Origin of the sequence: Bacteroides sp. PHL 2737 (genome assembly GCF_004115325.2) — a bacterium.
Classification (GTDB): Bacteria; Bacteroidota; Bacteroidia; order Bacteroidales; family Bacteroidaceae; genus Bacteroides; species Bacteroides hominis.
Window position 1 is genome coordinate 687,914 of record NZ_CP040630.1, and the last position, 20,736, is coordinate 708,649.

At 40.7% G+C, this 20,736-nt stretch carries 15 protein-coding genes; 5 read left to right on the forward strand and 10 right to left on the reverse strand.

The window, feature by feature from the left end; all coding sequences use genetic code 11:
- Positions 1 to 6: 6 nt before the first annotated feature.
- The 10 genes from DBK98_RS02970 to DBK98_RS03015 form a co-directional block, all read right to left on the reverse strand.
- On the reverse strand, positions 7 to 372 hold the full coding sequence (locus DBK98_RS02970; RefSeq protein ID WP_005811700.1) for a LytTR family DNA-binding domain-containing protein: 366 nt from the start codon (positions 370 to 372) through the stop codon (positions 7 to 9).
- A 400-nt stretch (positions 373 to 772) separates the two neighbouring features.
- A complete protein-coding gene (locus tag DBK98_RS02975; protein WP_032536942.1) occupies positions 773 to 1,993 on the reverse strand; it encodes a TIGR04150 pseudo-rSAM protein in 1,221 nt (406 codons plus the stop codon).
- A gap of 11 nt (positions 1,994 to 2,004) precedes the next feature.
- Entirely contained in the window at positions 2,005 to 3,489 is a 1,485-nt protein-coding gene (locus DBK98_RS02980) for a radical SAM peptide maturase (RefSeq protein ID WP_005811704.1), read from the reverse strand.
- Entirely contained in the window at positions 3,486 to 4,682 is a 1,197-nt protein-coding gene (locus tag DBK98_RS02985) for a 6-bladed beta-propeller (RefSeq protein ID WP_122200441.1), read from the reverse strand. The genes DBK98_RS02980 and DBK98_RS02985 overlap by 4 nt, the downstream gene beginning before the upstream one ends.
- A gap of 70 nt (positions 4,683 to 4,752) precedes the next feature.
- Positions 4,753 to 5,004 carry a TIGR04149 family rSAM-modified RiPP gene (locus DBK98_RS02990; RefSeq protein ID WP_032543073.1) on the reverse strand — a complete coding sequence of 84 codons (252 nt, stop codon included), beginning with the start codon at positions 5,002 to 5,004 and terminating at the stop codon, positions 4,753 to 4,755.
- Positions 5,005 to 5,498: 494 nt separating this feature from the next.
- On the reverse strand, positions 5,499 to 6,701 hold the full coding sequence (locus DBK98_RS02995; protein ID WP_122330442.1) for a 6-bladed beta-propeller: 1,203 nt from the start codon (positions 6,699 to 6,701) through the stop codon (positions 5,499 to 5,501).
- A gap of 70 nt (positions 6,702 to 6,771) precedes the next feature.
- Complete coding sequence (locus DBK98_RS03000) at positions 6,772 to 7,023, reverse strand: TIGR04149 family rSAM-modified RiPP (protein ID WP_032536938.1); 252 nt, start codon at positions 7,021 to 7,023, stop codon at positions 6,772 to 6,774.
- Positions 7,024 to 7,057: 34 nt separating this feature from the next.
- The gene (locus DBK98_RS03005) at positions 7,058 to 8,305 is read right to left on the reverse strand and encodes a TIGR04157 family glycosyltransferase (RefSeq protein ID WP_032536937.1); all 1,248 of its coding nucleotides are present in this window, start codon (positions 8,303 to 8,305) and stop codon (positions 7,058 to 7,060) included.
- 916 nt (positions 8,306 to 9,221) lie between these two features.
- A complete protein-coding gene (locus DBK98_RS03010; RefSeq protein WP_032536935.1) occupies positions 9,222 to 10,358 on the reverse strand; it encodes a DUF4221 family protein in 1,137 nt (378 codons plus the stop codon).
- 20 nt (positions 10,359 to 10,378) lie between these two features.
- Positions 10,379 to 11,506, reverse strand: a complete 1,128-nt coding sequence (locus DBK98_RS03015; protein WP_032536934.1) for a 6-bladed beta-propeller — start codon at positions 11,504 to 11,506, stop codon at positions 10,379 to 10,381.
- A gap of 335 nt (positions 11,507 to 11,841) precedes the next feature.
- Here DBK98_RS03015 and DBK98_RS03020 point away from each other — a divergent pair, with 335 nt between their 5' ends.
- The 5 genes from DBK98_RS03020 to DBK98_RS03040 all read left to right on the forward strand — a co-directional run bounded on the left by DBK98_RS03020 (position 11,842) and on the right by DBK98_RS03040 (position 20,730).
- Positions 11,842 to 12,363 carry an NUDIX domain-containing protein gene (locus DBK98_RS03020; protein WP_005822363.1) on the forward strand — a complete coding sequence of 174 codons (522 nt, stop codon included), beginning with the start codon at positions 11,842 to 11,844 and terminating at the stop codon, positions 12,361 to 12,363.
- Between the two features lie 39 nt (positions 12,364 to 12,402).
- Positions 12,403 to 15,411, forward strand: a complete 3,009-nt coding sequence (locus DBK98_RS03025) for a tetratricopeptide repeat protein (RefSeq protein ID WP_032530941.1) — start codon at positions 12,403 to 12,405, stop codon at positions 15,409 to 15,411.
- Positions 15,412 to 15,417: 6 nt separating this feature from the next.
- Positions 15,418 to 17,121: a TonB-dependent receptor gene (locus DBK98_RS03030; protein WP_032530942.1), complete on the forward strand. Its 1,704-nt coding sequence runs from the start codon at positions 15,418 to 15,420 to the stop codon at positions 17,119 to 17,121.
- A gap of 120 nt (positions 17,122 to 17,241) precedes the next feature.
- Entirely contained in the window at positions 17,242 to 19,587 is a 2,346-nt protein-coding gene (gene topA, locus DBK98_RS03035) for a type I DNA topoisomerase (protein WP_032536933.1), read from the forward strand.
- A 171-nt stretch (positions 19,588 to 19,758) separates the two neighbouring features.
- Entirely contained in the window at positions 19,759 to 20,730 is a 972-nt protein-coding gene (locus DBK98_RS03040; protein ID WP_032536969.1) for a DUF4842 domain-containing protein, read from the forward strand.
- Positions 20,731 to 20,736: the final 6 nt, after the last annotated feature.

Below are 20,736 nucleotides of genomic sequence, written 5' to 3' on the forward strand. Positions count from 1 at the left end.
TAAAGACTAAACTTGGATCGTGTCACTTTTTGCCATAAGGGTCCTTTTGAGTATAGCCACTTTACGAGTGCTAATCCTATATATTTTATTATTATCCATCTTTACATGATATACTCCATCCAGACATACAAGATCCGTAACATGTTCTATATTTACTATTATTCCCCTATTTATCAGAAGAAAATTTGCAGGCAATTTTTCCAGAACATCATGCAAACTTATTAAAAACAGAATACTACCTCTTCCTTCTATTTGTATCATACAATAAGGCTTGCCATATTCCACGGCAATCAAATCCTGATACAAACAATCCCCATACGATTTCTTATATGAAAACGTTATCTTACCTTCTCCAAACTCGATTTTATCCATGACTAACCGTTTTAAATTATATAACTCAAAAGAGACCTCCCTCCTTGGTTCAAAGTTAAATCATGTTGAGCCAATTCGCAAATTATCTACCCGGACAAATAAACGGGGGAAATGTCACATAAGCCACTATGTATAAGCATAATAAGCGTACCATTAACCCCAAGTACCCAGACAGCGGCAAATCGTTTGTATTGACTAAAATCCATTTCTCAGTGCAATATCAGTCTCTATCCACTAAGAAATCTCACAAAGAATTACCAATTTTCCATTCAAATTACTGCCCCCAACAAACAATATCTAATTGATACGTGTACATTTCTCAAACCTAATAAAGGGTCTTAATGATGTACTACATCACCAATGTATGTAAATAACATATTTCACAAGTCTAAATAGAGAATCAAGATTTTATATGACAAAGATTCGGCCTACCAATAGCCAGTTCATAATTAGAGGGTGAAGGACAGAACCATTGATAAATACAACTACAACAAGGTTCTTGGTTACGAATACGAAGCCAGGAATGCCCCTCTATCATTTCACGATATATCATAGAGTGAACTCTTTCATCACCAATTTTCCCTATATAAGGGAAATTTGGATTTGCATATATATCCCCTGTAGGCAATACGGTCAAACGTCCAAAATCGTTTCGATTCACTTTTTGGTTCACATATACTTCCCGTTTAATTAATCCCATACCTTGTATATCCGCTTCATCCATGAAAACCACATCTTGAAAAAACGAAAGATTATCTCCGGTAAACACAGGCTTCATCTCAGCAAGCGCCAGACCATTCTCCTCAATAAATGTTTCAGCAATATAATATTCTTCCTCTGAAGTTATTAAAAACAGCCAATGAACTAATGGCAATTGTCGTGACCAAACAAGCGTCTTTTCAAGGAAATCTCTCTTTAGTTCCCTTACCGGAATCACCCAAAAGAAAGATTTGAACGAGTCATTTACCAAAGAGATATATTCCTCTTTAAATAGGTCGTATTTATAATATAAATTCACCGCTAAAGCTTTACTAAGAAGTACATTAATTACCCGATGAAACCCGGAATGTGCAAGTACATCTCCGCCTAATAAGTTTATTTGGCTGACCTGAAAATCATTAATAGTTTTCAACCAATAAATCAGACGTTCCGTATCAATCTCTAACTTCTTATTATAATAAGAGGGAATCTGTTGATAGACAGGAAAATCATCATTATTATTATCCATACCATTCAGATAAATATAAATTTCTTCCAAGTAATTCATAATCTGTCCATCTATCTCAAAAGCATTAACTTTCTTCAAACGTTCAAAATCTCGTTGATTGTTAATAACCGGATGAAAAACGGCAGGAGCCACCTCATTTGCCGAACCGGGCAAAATATCACCATTAAAGCCGGCACGCAATTCCTCTACAAACCGGTTTATTGACTTATTTTCCAACTGGCTGGGTAGTATCTCTATGCACTTTTGTTCTTTAAGTTTTTCTACAATAGGACTCAACGAACCATCAACCTCTATTAAAGTAAATTTCTGGTCCATGGTATTATACAATAACACCTTTTTGTCTTTCTCAAAAAAAAGCGTATACGGTTCAATATACAAATACTGTTTATTCATACTGATCTTTTTTAATATAAAGAAATCTCTTTCATCACTCTATCATACGCCCAAGGATTCTGCTCCATATAGTTTAAATTGGTTGCCAGGTACTTAGCAAAAGAGTCATAATTCTTATAGTTACGACAAACGACTTTCTGTTCTTGAATCCCCGTATAGAACATGCATTGTGCACAGCACTTTTGCATGTAGCATTTTTTGCAGACAGGAGTTATTTTTGAATAATACTGTTCATTATATTTTTGTGCTATCTCCTCTAAATTCAGCTTCACTCCCTGTTCCGATACCCGTCCTAAAGCAAATTCATGGCTAATATGCTCGCAAGCCAATATTTTTCCGGTAACTGTTACAAAAAGTTTACGACTAAATGGAATACAACTCCCCGTAGGCAACAAGGATAGCTTCTTCACCCCATAAAACATGGTTCGATAATCTTTAAAAACTTCATTAGACAAATGATGCAGATAATAAGTTAACGAAGAAATCGTAGGTGAACCATACATTAGCTTCTCATCCAACTCCCTTTGCCTGGCAGACAGAGCAATACTTCCAATCACACTACGATACATAGAATCATATACTTCTTTATTTACAACACTTTTATTACTCAACTCGCTGAACATCGTTTGCCGTCCGAATTCTTTTTCGAAGAAATCCAGAATACGTTCTATATTGCTCTTAGAGTGAATCACGCTGTTGAACACAACGCTATGTTGAAAATAATCCGGATAAGTCTGTTTCAAAACCTTAACTTGACGATACACATGCTCAAACGAAGGCTTTCCATTAGTAGTAATCCTATGGCAATCATCCTCTTTCGTACCATCCAAACTAATCAGTAGTTTAAAGTCATGCTTTTGGAGAAAATCCTGATATTTATTCAGCAACATAGCATTGGTAGTCATATTGTACTTAAATACTATGCCGGAAAGTGGATGCTTTGAAGTATACTCCACTACCTGACGTATCAGTTCAAAATTCATCAAAGGTTCTCCTCCATAAAACCCGATTGCAACAGTACGTACGGAAGACAAAGGATTGGCATTCTCCCAAATCGAATACAAATATTCCAGCATCTTTTGCGCTACTCCGAAATCCATATCTTGCCCTTTCCTTTCGTCATATCCTTCATACAGATCTCCATACGCACAATAGCGACAACGCAAATTACAACGGTCAGTAACCTCAAATGTAAGCACAGATAAATTTTCCAACTCTTCCTGAATAGAAGAAGCAGTAAGCGAAGCAAATTCCACGTTGTCTTTGGAGGCAATAATCCCACGTGCTTTCAGATAATCGTACTTACGCAAATAATAAGCAATCATCTCAGGAGAATATCCATTCAATTCAGGATCATTCGGCACACTGCCCAAACAACCATCTTCATCCAGCTTGATGATTCTTCTCAGAATTGGATGTAACGGTATACATTCTTTATGATTACACGAATACAAATAATCATAATTCGCTGTTGAGAAAGTCACATTATTTTTCATTTCGTCTTCAGTTTACCTATTAAGAGGACATTATTATCATTTTCATGTAAGCTATCTTTCAGTTTAGTTAACTCACGCCGTTTTTTATCAGAAAGGGAAGTATTATTTTGAAGAACACCCTCCAACAAATCCTTTAGCTCAAGGGGTTCATAAGACTTAAAAAAATATTCACGGTTAATATGATTCAGGAAAAATGAAAATTCAAATTCAATACCGCCCAAATAATCATTAACAACTTCTATATATCTGGCTTCCTTTGTTGATTTATTGACCTGTATCGTCCAAAGTTTCTCTAAATACTCAGGATTAACTTCAACCGTGTACTTCTGTCCATAAGCATAATAATATAAAGTACTTTCCACTACATTTATCAAATACAAAGGATCAGAGGGAAGGTTGGTTGTAAAGCGTGGGATAAGTTCATTTCGAGCTTTATCATAATGGTACAACGTATCATTTCTGGTAGCTCTGATATCAGCAAGATGAACTGCAAAAACGGGAGGATCACCTTGAAACATGTCAAAATGCACCGAACTCCCAAAGTCAACGGGGACTGCATACTGTTCGGCAGGTATGGCTTGAAGAACATTTCCTTTGAAATCCTGCACCCAACCAAAATTAACATTAGGCTCTTTATAACGCGTATTTATTTTACTTGCATGAAATGGAACATGAAATACCGCCAGTTCTTTTTCTTTAGAGTCTATATAAAATATGGGGAAACGACACTGCTCTGGCAAAAGAATCGTTTCTTCCGGTAGAAATGTACCGGAAGATAGTTCATAAACCTTGATCTTATTCCCCCGAAAGTCCGACAGATAAGCACGATTATGGCTTTTATCAAACGATGCATGTATGACAGAGAAATATTCACCGGGACCTTCTCCCACACCGCCTATACTACATATAAATTTGCCTTCCCGGGTGAATAATTTCAAAGGATTCGGGCGCGCAAACAAACCGATGAAATCTTCATCAATAAAATATTTCCAAATTTTAGAGAAAGCTTCCGGACGATTCTCCAATTTTACGATCTCAAACGATTCTAATAGATCGGACAAAGGTATTTTACAGACAGTTTTGTCGACACTACCAACATCCAAGGTATACAATTGATCTTCCTCCATATCCTTTTGCATGGAAGAGCACGAAAAGAAAGCGATCAAGAAAAACGATAAGATAAACAGTTTCATATCTACATAAATTAAATGGACAATAAGTATGCAGGAAGGATTGAATCCTCCCTGCACCTATTACGCTCCCTTACTGAGGCACTTTACTACCGCCGTAAACGCAGTTACTTCCTTCCCAAGAACAAACTGTACTGTCATCATCATAATAGCCTTCAGCCCAAGAGAATTCATAAATTGTACTCTTAGGTACCGATTGCTCAGTAAGGTCATCAAATCTACAATTGCATCCGCAATTGTTTCCCCCGCGTAACTGATTCATTTCGCGGTCCGCCATGTCGTTTTTATGCAACTGGCCTAAATTAATCTTCGATAACTTTTTCATGTTACTAAGAATTAAAGGTAAAACAATAAATTAATTAACTCAAATGATCCCATGGAATCCGATAAAAAGAATAGATATGTTTCATGACACCAATGTTTTCAATCCGTATTTACAAGAAAGTTTTTCGGTTCATCCCTCTTGGAGTCACTCGCATAACGGATATAATGAAAGAAAAACAAGACAAATCCCATCTTATCATTCAGAGGTCCACAATCAGCAAAGTAACTCCCATGAAGTATATAATGCCGGATGATTTGTCGTAATTGTAAGACTATGCCTTCCATTGTCCAATTAGATTTTTCTGGAAAATAAGGGAAACATATCATATCTCCAAATATTTCACAAATAAATGTACCGAACGTAGCCATTTTTTATACCAAACGCAACAGTCGTTCTTATTTCGCCCTGCTATTTCCAAATAATCATCTTATGATCCATCTCCGGATGGAAGAAGCATCGGATTTCATACATTCATTTTTTAATTACCACTAATCTTAATACCGTGTTTTTAGTTTACCTATTAAGAGGACATTATTATCATTTTCATGTAAGCTATCTTTCAGTTTAGTTAACTCACGCCGTTTTTTGTCAGAAAGGAAAGTATTATTTTGAAGAACACCCTCCAACAAATCCTTTAGCTCAAGGGGTTCATAAGACTTAAAAAAATAATTTCCCCCAATACACCCCAGAAAAAATGAAAATTCAAATTCAGTACCGCCTAAGTAATCATTAATAACCTTTACATACTTAGCTTCCTTTGTTGATTTATTGACCTGTATCGTCCAAAGTTTCTCTAAATACTCAGGATTAAGTTCAACTGTATATTTCTGTCCATAAGCATAATAATACAAAGGAGTTTCCATGACCTTTATCAAATACAAAGGATCAGAGGGAAGGTTGGTTGTAAAGCGTGGGATAAGTTCATTTCGAGCTTTATCATAATGGTACAACGTATCATTTCTGGTAGCTCTGATATCAGCAAGATGAACTGCAAAAACGGGAGGATCACCTTGAAACATGTCAAAATGCACCGAACTACCCATATTAAGAGGGATCGCATACTGTTCGGCGGGTATGGCTTGAAGGACATTTCCTTTGAAATCCTGCACCCAGCCAAAATTCACATTCGTTTTTTTATAATGCGTATTTGTTTTACTCGCCTGAAATGGAATATGAAACACCATTAGTTCTTTTTCTTCGGGATCCATATAAAATATGGGGAAATTGCAAGGTTCTGGCAAAAGAATCGTTTCTTTCGGTAGAAATGTACCGGAAGATAGTTCATAAACCTTGATCTTATTCCCCCGAAAGTCCGACAGATAAGCACGATTATAGCTTTTATCAAACGATGCATGTATGACAGAGAAATATTCACCGGGACCTTCTCCCACACCGCCTATACTACATATAAATTTGCCTTCCCGGGTGAATAATTTTAAAGGATCCGGACGTGAAAACAAACCGATAAAGTCTTTATCAATAAACCAACTCCAAATTTTAGAAAAGGCTTCCGGGCGGTTCTCCAATTTTACGATCTCAAACGATTCTAAAAGATCAGACAAAGGTATTTCACAGACAGTTTTATCGACGCTACTAACATCCAAAGTATACAATGGCTCTTCTTCACTCCTGTCTTCCTGCCTGGAAGAACAAGAAACACAAAAGATCAAAAACAATGACGAAATAAACAGTTTCATATCTACATAAATTAAATGGACAATAAGTATGCAGGAAGGATTGAATCCTCCCTGCACCTATTACGCTCCCTTACTGAGGCACTTTACTACCACCGTAAACGCAGCTACTTCCTTCCCAAGAACAAATATCACTACCTTCATCTACAACACCTTGAGTCCAAGAGAACTCATAAATTGTACTCTTAGGCACCGAGTCTGTCTTATTATTGTCAAATGTACAATCGCATCCGCAATTGTTTCCCCCGCGTAACTGATTCATTTCGCGGTCCGCCATGTCGTTTTTATGCAACTGGCCTAAATTAATCTTCGATAACTTTTTCATGTTACTAAGAATTAAAGGTAAAACAATAAATTAATTAACTCAAATGATCCCGATCCATATCAAAATCATTATAGAGGTTTAAAACCCTATTCTTCATTTGGTCCAACGAATAATTCTTTTCATACTTCTCTCGACTTCTATGGTCCCTTTCTCCTTTCCTCAATAATTCAACCAACCACCTAACCAACAATCCCATAGGAATAGAAATGTCGTCTTCCGTTTCTACCAAAGGCAAACAATAAAGGTCCTCTACCATTTCTTTTAACCCTGTAGTATCCGTCCCGATGACGGGTAACCCGTGCATCAACATTTCAATGCCCACATAGCTGCATTGCTCATGGAAAGAGGGCATCACCCCCACATCTGCTATCCGATAAAAAGCATACAACTCATCTTTGTCCACTTTTCCCGTAAAAGTAACTTTATTCCGAATACCGGAACATGCTTTCATATACCTGTTATAGGAGCCATCTCCCACTACTATTAAATGAGCCTCCGGTACCTCCTCAAGTACTCTCCTAAAAGCATGTATCAGAATATCGACACCTTTCCCCGAATCCAACCGTCCCACAAAAAGAATGATTTTACTTTCTTCCGCAAACCACAATGAAGTTTTCAATTTACGCCGTGCATCTATAGAAAGAAACACTGCCTCATCCTTCAAACCATTATAAATTACTGTCATTTTACCATAAGGTACGTCATAGTCTTTATGAAGCAATTCTCTTGTAAACATGGTCAAACAAATCAAACGGTCAATCCCTGTCAAATATCTTTTATCGTGTATATAATCAGATAACACATATTGTTCCATTTTACTAAGTTCCTCCCCAACCGTTTTCTTCAAAACAGAATGAAACCTTCGGACATTACCATTCAACTGGAAGCACCAGTCCAAATAGTGAATAGTTATCACTGTATGACAAGTTGGATGTCTATGCTTCAGATACTCACCGAGAGAAAGATGTTGCAAATGATTCAAATGAAAAATATTAGATTGTTCGACATCCACATATAAAGAAATCAAATAAGCAGCATTCCGATAATACCTCTCAAACTCCCACTTATATTTTAAAGACGGAATCTCCGGTATTCTTAAATACCGAACCTTTCCTGTGGCATCGAATGTAACCGTTACCTCTTTCCCGGCAGACTCCAACTCTACTATCGTCAAAGCAATAGCCTCAACCTCTTCCAGACATTTCGTCATTTGCCGGATATAGGTGCCTATTCCATATTGTGCGCCACGGCTACTATTCATTATTAAATAAATATGTTTCATAATACCAATGTTTTCAATCCGTATTTACAAGAAAGTTTTTTCGGTTCATCCCTCTTGGAGTCACTCGCATAACGAATATAATGAAAGAAAAACAAGACAAATCCCATCTTATCATTCAGAGGTCCACAATCAGCAAAGTAACTCCCATGAAGTATATAATACCGGATGATTTGTCGTAATTGTAAGACTATGCCTTCCATTGTCCAATTAGATTTTTCTGGAAAATAAGGGAAACATATCATATCTCCAAATATTTCACAAATAAATGTACCGAACGTAGCCATTTTTATACCAAACGATTCTAAAAGATCGGACAGAGGAATCTCACAAACAGTTTTATCAACGCTACTAACATCCAAGGTATACAGTTGGCCTTCACCCATGTCTTCACGTACGGGAGAACATCCGATGCAAATAATTAGAAAGAATGTCAGAATAATATAAATATCAGACGAATCATTTACAAGGAAGCAAACCTATTTTATTCGTTTCATAAACCATCATTAATAAGAACATTTACATTACAAACGGTATCTTTACCTAAGCCCGCATACCCGGGCTCATCAGCCTACATGCCCGGGCTCATCAGCCCGCATACCCGGGCCCATTAGCCCCCACACCCGGACTCAGATAAAGAAACAACCATTTCCACTAAAGATAGCAAGGAATACGAAATGCTTTTAAAGACTTAAACAGTTAAAAAACAAACATTATCTATCTATATATCAAGTCATTAAAACGAATATTCCTCCTAAAAAAGAGGGTGGAAGATGGAAGATAGAGGTGGAAGATAAATGGCCTTAAAACGCTATCTTCCACCCTATTAAACTACAGATAATCAATCGGTAATCTCAAAAAAGGTGGAAGATGGAAGATCGAAATGCACTTTTCGTATGAGAGGAGAAGATGGAAAGCCTTAATACTCCAATCCATAGAAGCACATATTGTTTTCACCTATCTTATCTCCTCCCGTATAAGGCAATAAAACCAATGAATCCGTAAAAGCCAGATCCGGATAAATTTTTGAACCGGCAGGAATCACGTACTCTGCACTATTCATCAGGTCAGTAGATATACACATGACAGAAAAAGGCTTGCCTGCTACTCCATGCCCATCCAATGGTCCCTGCTGAACTCGCCAGAATACGTCATGGTACGCATCATAGCACAATGGGAAATAATAACCGGTTTTCAGACATCCGAAACCGGGTTCCTCTTCGTTCATATCCGGTAAACGGAAAAAAGAATCTGTAAAGGTAGAAGGGAAATCATATTCTTTACTCTTCTTTGCCGACAAATCGTAAACATAAACTTTGGAAGATGCCGGAAAATTATAAATCAGCCAGTCTCCGTGAGGAAGTACATTGATGCAACTCAATAATTGCATGTCTCCCTCCTTCTTTATGATATCAGGACAATCTATTTCCACTTCATTCCGTATACTCCAATCATCACACGAAATGACCAATACTTTCTTAGCATATTCTCCTGTAGCATCTTCCTCATAAGAATAAAGAGGTAATGCCACTACCCCCTTACTGGCATCAAATCCAAAGAAACTATACACACTAAAATAAATAGAAAGACCGGGTACGGCTATGCCATATCCATCTTCCTTAACCTGAGGCAAATCATTCAGCAGTTTCTTAGACAATACTTTCCCGTCCTGACCAACGCGATACAAACCATTGGTAGTAAATATAATAAATGAATCCTTATAATAGCCAATCCCTTTGGGAGTAAGGATCTGGTCCGGCCCCTCCTTGGCCAAAATTACTTGCCGCAAAGGCTGACAATCGGTCAGATTCAAAATATCAACAGAGTGAAGTTTACCATTATAGACTACTAAACACTGTTTACCATCAATACGGGCTGATGTGGAATAACAAAAACTACCGGCGTAGCTCTGTAGATAATCGTCATTTACATCAAAAGCAAAAGCTTCCACCCTCTCAAGCGCGGACTTTACGGCTATTTTTTTCTCTCCACAAGCAATAAAGCAAAGGATCAGCCCTAAAGTTAACACACTGATAAAAAAGTCTTTCTGTATCATATCGTTCGTTTTAGTCGTTATTATTTTAAAGTCGTTATGGATATCACCGGATTATCTCCCATACGTAATTGATTGACCAATGAATCCAATTCTTGCCTGCGGGATGGTAATAAAGCTTCCGGATAGCGTTCTGCCTTTTTTGCATAGGAAACAGCATGAGCGTTTATCAACTGATTACCAAAACCTATACCGGAGAAGATAAAATCAAAACCTCCGGATAAGTCATCCTTTACAATTACATTCGAAAACGTCCTTTGATCTTTATCATACAAACCTGTGAAATTGTTATTCCTTAAAATATAGGAAACGAATAAGTAGTGATCCGATTCAAACACTTGCTGAACAGAAATAGCCTGATAACGATTCTTTGGATCAGCTTCATTGACAGAAACATTGATCTCATAACCTGAACAATCAAACTGCCAGGCAACCGTCTTTTCTCCCTGTCCATCTATCCTATAAATAAGATTTTCAAATGCAGGTTTAAAATAAACAGCTCCCTGATAATTGTACATCAAATCGCGAGTAGACATCAGAGCTTTATAAGACTTATATTTCTCAACATAGCCTTGCCACACTTTTAACTCCTTACCGGTTTCGTCTGTCAGAAAGAGTTGTAACGGATTATCCCGATCTATGTAAAACCGGCTATCACTATAAAGGATATGCCCTTTATCAAATACCGCACAGGCATCGCCATTGAGATGCGGAACCGGTATACGTTTTATAAATTTTCCATCCAGATCATAGCAGACCAGTGTTCTTATATCATGTACATATACTCTTTTCTCCGAATAATCATAAGAGAACGACAGTCCCACAAGATAATTCTCCGTCTTTTGACCATACTCACCAATCCGGTTGAGTAACTTCCCGTTCTTATCGAAACGAAAATAATTTCTCATCTGCCGGTCATATACCAGAATATCATCTCCGGTATAGATGATGCGATATTCATCGCACAAGAAAAAGTCATCCGTTGTTTCCAAAGAAATAAAGTGAATATCGGAAGCTATTTCGCTAAGCATTATTACCTTGGGTTCATGGGTAATGGCTTCCGAAAGATTCAGTACTACAGTGTCGGTCTGCTGGGCAAAGCCCGGCAATAATCCCCAAAGCATCAAGAAAAGACATATATACTTTTTCATAATCCTGCCTGTTTATTAAATATAAGGTTCGGAATCGGTTCTTCAAAAATAGGGAATATATTTGAAAGGGACAAACTTTCGTACTAAAAAACACATGCATATATATTTGTTTATCAGGAATATACGAAATAATCGTAGCAAATTAGCTAATAATCAGACAAATGCCATAATATAGACAATATAAAAGCCAAATGCAGTGCAATGTGCAAAAATGCGCTGCATTAATTTCCATACGGATTTATACGCTTTATATTAAAACATACAATACTGACGGACATATCACCTGAAACTGCTTCTTTTTCATTATTTTTGCCCGTACAAAAACAATGAGAAGGATGGAACACCCACTTAACCAATTCAAATACTGTCCGAAATGTGGTTCAGCCCATTTTGAGATTCATAACGAGAAGTCTAAACAATGTACCGATTGCGGGTTCGTTTATTATTTCAACCCGTCATCGGCTACAGTGGCACTGATTCTGAATGAGCAAGACGAACTGTTGGTATGTCGTCGTGCCAAAGAACCGGCTAAAGACACACTGGACCTTCCGGGCGGTTTCATCGACATGAACGAAACGGGTGAAGAAGGAGTGGCTCGGGAAGTAGAAGAGGAAACCGGACTGAAAGTGAAAAAGGCAACCTACCTGTTTTCACTTCCGAACATTTATATCTATTCCGGGTTTCCTGTACATACGCTCGACATGTTTTTCCTTTGCCAAGTGGAAAACACAAGTCACTTTGAGGCAATGGATGATGTAGCAGACTCGTTTTTCGTCCCATTGAACCAAATTAATCCCGAAGAGTTCGGACTCGGCTCTATCAAAAAAGGGTTAAAAAGATTCCTGAAAGAGAGGTAAAATACATAAAAACAAGTACTTTTGTCAAAACTCTGAATTATGAAAAAAAAGATATCACGATTGATATGTGCCGTGGCATGTTGTGTGCCTGTCGCTCTGCAGGCACAAACCAGCGAGAAAATAACGTCTCCCGTAAATCTGTATAAAGAAGGGAAAGAGCTGTTTCTGCAAAAGAACTATGCAGCCGCTATGCCTCCCCTACGCACATTCGTCCGCCAGAAAGCGGATGTGAACCTGAAAGAAGAGGCTGAATACATGTTGGTATGCTCGGCATATGAATTGAAAGACCGCAATGCCATCGCACAACTGCGCAGCTATCTGGATACCTATCCGGACACTCCTCACGCCAACCGGATTTATGCACTGATAGCTTCCGCTTATTTTTACCAAGGGAACTATGACGAAGCACTTGCCCTGTTCAACTCTTCACGTCTCGACCTGCTGGGCAATGAAGAACGGGACGACATGACCTACCAGTTGGCTACCTGCTACCTGAAAGTAGGCAATGTCAAAGAAGCGGCCATCTGGTTCGAAACCCTGAAAGCAAGCAGTCCCAAGTATGCGAATGACTGCTCATACTATATCTCATACATCCGATACACGCAGAAACGGTACGATGAAGCACTGAAAGGCTTTCTCCCATTACAGGATGACGCTAAATACAAAGCCCTGGTACCCTATTACATTGCTGAAATCTATGCCATCAAGAAGAACTATGACAAGGCTCAGATCGTGGCCCAGAATTACCTGTCTGCCTATCCGCAAAACGAACACGCCGCTGAAATGTACCGGATTCTGGGAGATGCATATTATCATTTCGGAGATTATCACAAGGCGGTCACTTCTTTCCGAAATTATCTGGAAAAAGAAAATGCACCCCGAAGAGATGCACTCTATATGCTGGGGCTGTCTTATTTCCAGACCGGTGTTTTCTCTAAAGCTGCCGAAACACTTGGAGAAGTCACTACCGAAAACGACGCGTTGACACAGAATGCTTACTTGCACATGGGACTTGCCTATCTGCATCTGGCTGAAAAGAACAAAGCACGCATGGCATTCGAACAGGCTGCCGCTTCGAACGCAAATCCGAAGATTAAAGAACAAGCTGCCTACAATTATGCGTTATGTATCCACGAAACATCTTATTCGGCTTTCGGAGAATCGGTGACTGTCTTTGAAAAATTCCTCAATGAATTCCCCACCTCCGAATATGCCGAGATGGTAAGCAGCTATCTGGTAGAGGTATATATGAATACGCGGAGCTATGAAGCGGCACTGAAGTCAATCGACCGTATCGCCCACCCCGGCAAACGTATTCTGGAAGCCAAACAGCGTATCTTATTCCAACTGGGTACACAAGCGTTTGCCAACACGCAATTCGAACAGTCCATCGGCTACTTCGACCGCTCACTCGGACTCGGACAATACAACCGGCAGACCAAAGCAGACGCCCTCTACTGGAGGGGCGAAGCATACTATCGACTGAACCGGATGGAAGAAGCCAAACGTAACTTCACCGATTATCTGCAACTGACTCAACAGACCAATAACGAAATGTATGCCCTGGCACATTATAACTTAGGCTATATCGCATTTCATCAAAAAGATTATGTACAAGCACAAAACTGGTTCCGAAAATACATCAGCCTGGAGAAAGGAGAAAATAAAACGGCACTGGCCGATGCCTACAACCGCATCGGTGACTGCTACCTGGATGTACGTAACTTCGATGAAGCCAAACACTATTATTCACAGGCAGAAGCAATGAATACTCCCTCGGGAGATTATTCATTCTACCAACTCGCACTGGTATCGGGACTGCAAAAAGACTATTCAGGCAAAATCACCTGGCTGAACCGCCTGGCAGGTAAATATCCCGCTTCACCCTATGCCATCAGTGCTCTGTACGAAAAAGGACGCTCTTATGTCCTGATGGATAATAACCAACAGGCCATCACCTCTTTCAAGGAGTTATTGGCCAAATATCCCGAAAGCCCCGTCAGCCGCAAGGCAGCAGCGGAAATCGGTTTGCTCTACTACCAGAATGAAGATTATAACCAGGCCATTGACGCTTATAAACAGGTAGTACAGAAATATCCGGGAAGCGACGAAGCCCGCCTGGCCATGCGCGACCTGAAGTCGATCTATGTAGACATGAACCGCATCGACGAATTTGCCGCACTGGCTTCGGCCATGCCGGGCAACATCCGCTTCGATGCCAGCGAACAGGATTCACTGACCTACATGGCAGCTGAGAAGATTTATATGCGCGGACGGGTGGAACAGGCTAAAGAAAGCTTCGGAAAGTATCTGCAAACTTTCCCGGACGGAGCATTCGGACTGAATGCCCACTATTATCTCTGCTTGATAGGTAAAGAACAGAAAAATTATGATATGATTCTGGAACACTCGGGCAAGTTGCTTGAATATCCGGACAATCCGTTCTCGGAAGAAGCACTGATTATGCGTGCGGAAGTTCAGTTCAACAAAGTGCAGTTTGCCGATGCATTGGCAAGTTACAAAATGCTGAAAGAGAAAGCAACCACTGCCGAACGAAGATTGCTTGCTGAAACGGGCATGCTCCGTGCAGCTTATTTGCTGAAAGACGATACGGAAACCATCCATGCGGCAACGGCCTTGCTATCCGAAGCCAAACTGAGTCCTGAACTCAAGAATGAAGCTTTGTATTATCGGGCAAAGGCTTACCTGAACCAGAAAGGAGATAAGGCAGCCATGGCAGATTTAAAAGAGTTGGCAAAAGATACACGCAACCTGTATGGCGCGGAAGCAAAATTCCTGGTTGCACAAGAGCTGTACAACACGCAGAATTATGCAGCCGCAGAGAAAGAGTTGCTGAACTTCATCGACCAAAGCACACCACATGCCTACTGGCTGGCACGCGGGTTCATCCTCCTGTCGGATGTATACGTAGCTATGGATAAAAAACTGGATGCCCGTCAGTACTTGCTGAGCCTGCAGCAGAATTACCATGCTGACGATGATATCGAGAATATGATTGAAAGCAGACTGAACAACCTTAATAAGTAACAGAGTATGAAATATAACAATTATATCCTTTTAGGAATTGCTTTTACCGCGCTGCCTGTTTCGATACTGGCTCAGACGCAACCCAAAGATACGACTGTAAACCGCACCGTAGTGGTAGAGCAGCAATATAACCCGGACATAATGGATGCTTCCAAAGTAAATGTCCTCCCTAAAGTAGAAGAGCCTACTGTCAGTAAAAAAGAAGTGGAATATGCCACATTCACTACGCCTGCCACTTCAATTCCGATGGGGACAATAGGAGCTTACACCGGCAAGGAAATACAACCGGGCTTCATTCCGGGATACGTCCGTCTGGGATACGGTAATTATGGCAATCTGGATATTTTGGCCAATTATCTGTTCCGGCTCTCGGATCAGGACAAACTAAACGTAAACTTCAAGATGGACGGAATGGACGGAAAGTTAGATATGCCTTTCGGTGATACCCGAAAATGGAATGCCTTCTATTACCGCACAAGGGCAAACGTAGATTATGTTCACCAATTTGCCAAACTGGATTTGAACGTAGCCGGTAATTTCGGCCTGAGCAATTTCAATTACGAACCTTACGGATTCAAGAAGCAGAAGTTTACTTCCGGTGATGTGCACTTCGGAGTGAAATCGACTGACGAAACCCTACCGCTGCAATACCGGGCGGAAACCAACCTGATGTTATACGGACGCCAACAATGTCAGCTCTTCGGAGGAGTAAACGAAACGCTGATACGCACCTTGGCAACCGTAAGCGGTTCAATCAGCGACGAGCAGACAGTAGCTATCGGATTTGCCATGAACAATCTGATCTACGGGAACGAACTGAAAGAAAATAAAGACCGGATAAAGAATATTTTCAAGAGCCGTACAACGCTTGATCTGAATCCCTACTACGAATTGAATGATGACAGTTGGAGAGTACATGTCGGAGCCAACGTAGACCTCTCTTTCGGAAATGGAAAAGCAGTACGTGTCTCTCCGGACGTAAAAGCTCAATATGTGTTCTCCGACAGTTACGTACTATACGCCAAAGCAACCGGAGGCAGACAGTTGAATGATTTCCGCCGATTGGAGACCTACAATCCATACCTCGATCCGGGACAGGAAGTCAGAGACACTTATGAGCAACTGAATGCCGGATTAGGATTCAAAGCCAGTCCGACACCGGGCCTCTGGTTCGATATATTCGGCGGATACCAGAATCTGAAAGATGATTTGTACCAATCGGCAGACCAATGGATTGGTGGAAGCGGAGCAAATTATATCGCTTTGGGACAAACCAATACGGATAACTTTTACGCAGGCATCAAAGCCAGCTACGAATACAAGGACCTATTCGCCCTATCGGCAGGAGGAACCTATTATCACTGGAATACGGACAACAAAGGAACCGATTCGAAAGCGCTCAGCTACGATGAAGCATTGTTGATGAAACCGGAGTTTGATTTCGGTATTCATGCAGAAGTTCATCCGATACCCGCACTCTGGCTAAACGCAGGCTACCAATATACCCGCAGAGCCGAACGATACAGCGTAGCTTACGGGAAAAGTATTCCTGCCGTCAGCAATCTAAGCTTGGGAGCTACATATAAAATTTTCAAGGGAATCTCGGCATATGTAAAGGCTGACAATTTGCTGAATAAGAAATATCAGTACTACTTGTATTATCCGGTTGAGGGAATCAATTTTGTAGGAGGACTTAGCTTCCAGTTTTAAAAGATTCTTATAAAAAAGGTCTTTTTTTGCAAAAAATATCAGATTCTCTCTATATTATAAGGTAAAGAAAACGTTTTTTTCTACTTTTGCGGGCAATTTATATGTTTTAATATCACAGATATGCAGAAAAACCTTGTCATTGTCGAATCTCCAGCAAAAGCAAAAACGATTGAAAAGTTTCTTGGGAAAGATTTTAAAGTTCTCTCAAGTTACGGACATATTCGCGACCTGAAGAAAAAAGAATTTTCTATCGATATAGAAAAGAATTTCAAACCCAAATATGAAATACCGGAAGAGAAACAAGAGCTGGTCGATAAACTGAAAGAGGAAGCAAGCAAAGCGGAAACCGTATGGCTCGCATCCGATGAGGACCGTGAGGGAGAAGCTATTTCATGGCACCTTTACGAGGTACTGAAACTAAAACCTGAAAATACGAAGCGTATCGTTTTTCACGAAATCACCAAAACAGCCATACTGAAGGCTATCGAACAGCCGCGCGACATTGACATAAACCTGGTGAATGCTCAGCAGGCCCGCCGCATCTTAGACCGCATCGTAGGTTTCGAACTTTCACCTGTGCTGTGGAAGAAAGTGAAACCGGCGCTCTCTGCAGGCCGGGTACAATCGGTAGCAGTACGACTGATTGTAGAACGCGAACGCGAGATACAGGCTTTCAAAAGTGAAGCCTCATACCGTGTCACTGCGGTTTTCCTGGTACCGGATGCCGATGGTAAACAGGTAGAGATGAAAGCGGAACTGGCTCGTCGCCTGAAGACGAAAAAGGAAGCCCAAAAGTTCCTCGAGTCATGCAAAGCTGCCACATTCTCCATTGAAGATATCGTAACCCGCCCGGTAAAGAAAAGTCCGGCGGCTCCCTTCACGACTTCTACCTTGCAACAGGAAGCAGCCCGCAAACTCGGGTTCACTGTAGCACAGACCATGATGGTTGCCCAGAAACTTTATGAATCGGGATTGATCACTTATATGCGTACCGACTCGGTCAACCTGTCGGAATACGCCACAGAAGGCAGCAAGGCTGCCATCGCACAGATGATGGGTGAACAGTATGTGCATCCCCGCCACTTTGCTACAAAAACCAAGGGTGCCCAGGAAGCGCACGAAGCCATTCGTCCGACTTATATGGAAAACCAGACTGTCGAAGGATCGGCGCAGGAAAGAAAGCTATACGACCTGATCTGGAAGCGTACCATAGCCTCACAAATGGCAGACGCCGAATTGGAGAAAACAACGGCAACCATTGGTATCAGTAGCGGAAGCGACAAATTCACCGCTACCGGAGAAGTTATTAAATTCGATGGTTTTCTGCGCGTATACAAAGAGTCGTATGACGATGATAACGAACAGGAAGACGAGAGCCACCTGCTGCCTCCCCTGAAAAAAGGACAGATACTGGAACATCAGGGCATTGTAGCTACCGAACGCTTCACACAACGCCCCTCGCGTTACACTGAAGCCAGCCTGGTGCGCAAACTGGAAGAATTGGGAATCGGACGTCCGTCAACTTACGCACCGACTATCTCCACCATCCAACAACGCGAATATGTAGAGAAGGGCGATAAAACCGGAGAAGAACGTTCATTCGACATACTGACTCTGAAGGATGATCAAATTACAGATGTCAAACACACGGAAGTTGTCGGGGCGGAGAAATCGAAACTGTTGCCGACCGACATCGGTACTGTAGTAAATGACTTTCTTACCGAATATTTCCCCAACATCCTGGATTATAACTTCACAGCTAACGTAGAAAAGCAATTCGACGAAATAGCCGAAGGTGATAAAAAATGGACAAGCATCATGAAGGACTTCTACAAGGAGTTCCATCCGTCAGTGGAAACGACACTGGCTACTAAAACCGAACATAAGGTAGGCGAACGTATCTTGGGAGAAGAACCTAAAACCGGAAAAACCGTATCGGTAAAAATCGGACGCTTCGGTCCCGTTGTACAGATCGGCACAGCCGACGATACGGACAAACCCCGCTTCGCACAGATGAAGAAAGGGCAGTCCATGGAGACCATCACACTGGAAGAAGCACTGGATTTATTCAAATTGCCGCGCAAAGTAGGAGAATTTGAAGAAAAAACCGTAACCATCGGTACAGGACGTTTCGGACCTTATGTATACCATGACTCTAAATATGTGTCTTTGCCCAAAACCTACGATCCGCTGGAAGTTACACTGGACGAAGCTATCGAACTGATTCTGGCCAAGCGCGAAGCAGAAGCGAAAAAGCACATCAAAAAATTCGATGAAGATCCGGAAATGGAAATCCTTAACGGCAGGTATGGCCCATACATTACCTATAAAGGAAGTAACTATAAAATCCCGAAAGATGTAGTACCGACCGACCTGAATTACAAGACTTGTCTGGAAATCATTAAACTGCAAAGCGAAAAGGCAGAAAGCGCTCCGAAACGCGGACGCTATGCCAAGAAGAAATAGCCATACTCAAGGCTCCCCGATTAAAAAGCACGGATGATACAGAATCTGCCAACTTTCCCGAGAAGTGTGCAGCATCTGTATCATTTGTGTTTTTTTTATTTTCCCAACTATTATTCAGCAAGTTATCACTTTTATTGCATATCTTTGCCGGACAAACAAAACAAACAATCTATGAAGAAAGTCATTTTAGCAGTTGCCTCTATTGCATTGTGGACTTCCTGCATCGAAGACGAGAAAGATTATTCTCAGATTATTGAAACACGTGTGGCAAACTGCGAAACCTCTCAGGATTTCGACGTGCCTATCAAAGAAGGGTATACGACCTTTGTGACTTACGGAGAAGACACCATAGCCGTAGCCAATGAACCCATCACCATCCGTATACCTAAAAATACGGCAGTTTCGACCCGTGCGGGAGATGGTATCAACATTAGTTATGATGTTCTAAAAGAAGGTGCCGAGACCACTTACGCCAAGACCTGGCAGGCAGTCATGTTTGAAGATACGCAAAACGGTGATTATGATTACAATGACTTAATCATTCACGTGAAACATCAGACAGATCTCCCTTGGGCTAAAGAGGAAAGTCTTGAAACAATAGAGATACAACCTATTGCATTGGGAAGTATCAAAACAATTAAGTTAGGTTGTATTTTATCCGATGGTTCAGTACATATTATCAGCAATGACGTACGAACAGATTTGTTTGCAGGCAAACAGGGATTCATCAATACGGTTAACGACAATACTCCCATACGTTACAAACTCTCCCCAACCAACATAAAGAACTATGCCATCCCCAGAACTGAGAAAAAAGCAGCATGGGTAGCCTGGTTTATCGAAGTAGACGGAAAACGGATGTACGCTGCCAGTTCAGATATCGATTACAAAGTATACGATATGGTAAATAAGGAGAATATGCCTTACGGCCTTGCCGTAGCGAGTGGTAACGGTACGTTCAGTTATCCGCAGGAAAAGAACAGTCTTTTTGAGACTTACCCCGGTTTTAGCGACTGGATAAACGGAAAAGCAAGTTCCATCGGCAGCTTCCAAAAGGAACTCGTTTACAAATATTGTTCCGGTGGCATCATAAGTGAAGATGGCAAGTCACATAAAATCTGGGACTATCAGGATCTGCAATAATTTCTC